Consider the following 1,401-nt stretch of genomic DNA (forward strand, 5'->3'; position numbering starts at 1 on the left):
GATAGATTTTAGCAAGGTCCAACTTACCTGCTGCTTCTGCATTGGTATCTACATCAACGTCACCGATATCACCAATCACATCAGGGAACTCATTCAAACCGACATCGAGCATCAGTTCTTGCTCTTCAAACTCACCACCTTCTTTGTCCACTTGAGCCATCAGTTCATCAATAGTCATAAACTGATTTTTCTTAGGGTCAAAGTCATCAAGATCTTCCTGCTCGGCCCAGTTCTCTTGCGCGATTTCAGGTTGAGTCAGCGCTTCGCTCGAACTCCACACTTCTTGCTGGTCTTCAGGGACTTCTTCCGTAACCGATGGTTCAGGCATGTCTGATGCTGGCTTAAAACCATCCCAGTCATCACCGACATCCAACATGGTTTCGAAATCCATGCCTGCACTTGCAATGGTGTCGCTGTCGAGTTTGCCATCAAACGCTTCAGCACTTGGCTCATCTGCAAGTAAGTTAGCCATCGTTGATTCATCAAAATCGTCTAACTCAGATGGAGATTCAATAGCAGTTGGCTGCGCTACATCTTGATCAAAGCTGTTGTGAGCGAAGACTTCAAAAAGCGCATCATGGTCATTATCTGCCTGGAGAATTGGCTTAGGCGCAACTTCTGATTCTGATGAAGATGATGCTTCAGCCATAGCCGCAATAGCATCTTCTTCACTGAACTCTGGCAGTTCAGTATCATCGAAGTTGAACTCTTCTTCCGCTTCGGCTGCTGGAGCTGCCGCTTCACGTTCAGATTCTGGTAGCTCAGGTTCATCAGCCATAGACGCTAATGCATCTTCTTCGTCGAACTCTGGCAGTTCCAGTTCGTCGAAGTTGAATTCTTCTTCCGCGTCAGCGGTCGGCTCTGCAGTTTGAACTTCAGCTTCTGGTAGCTCAGGCTCAGCCGTCATGGATGCCAATGCATCTTCTTCATCAAACTCTGGCAGTTCCAGCTCGTCGAAGTTGAAATCTTCTTCCGCGTCAACGGTTGGCGCTGCGGCTTGAACTTCAGCTTCTGGTAGCTCAGGCTCATCGGCCATAGATGCTAATGCATCTTCTTCGTCGAACTCTGGCAGTTCCAGTTCGTCGAAGTTGAACTCGTCTTCATCAACGTCAGTGGACGTTGCCGCAACAGGTTCTTGTTCAAGTTTGTTTTCAGCTTCAGACTCAACGTCGTCTAGCAACCAGTCTTCTTCTTGAGGAACGCCAAATTCATTCTCAACGGTATTCGGCGTTGGCGTGAATGCAGGTTCTTCCTCTTTACTGGTAATTTCTGGTTCAGTCTGTTCGTCGCGAGGTTGATACTCACCATTTTCAGAGGGCAGCTCTTCAGCCGATGGCATCAAATTCTCTTTGACAGATGAGTTTTCTAACTCTTCAGCAAAACCGTCTTTGCCTTCCAGAA

At 47.5% G+C, this 1,401-nt stretch carries 1 pseudogene; it reads right to left on the reverse strand.

From position 1 onward, the window contains the following. A pseudogene (locus R7P35_RS24395) lies at nucleotides 1-1,401 on the reverse strand (AAA family ATPase); the annotation flags it as partial.

Source organism: Vibrio sp. Vb0304, assembly GCF_033338995.1.
Lineage (GTDB): Bacteria > Pseudomonadota > Gammaproteobacteria > Enterobacterales > Vibrionaceae > Vibrio > Vibrio alginolyticus.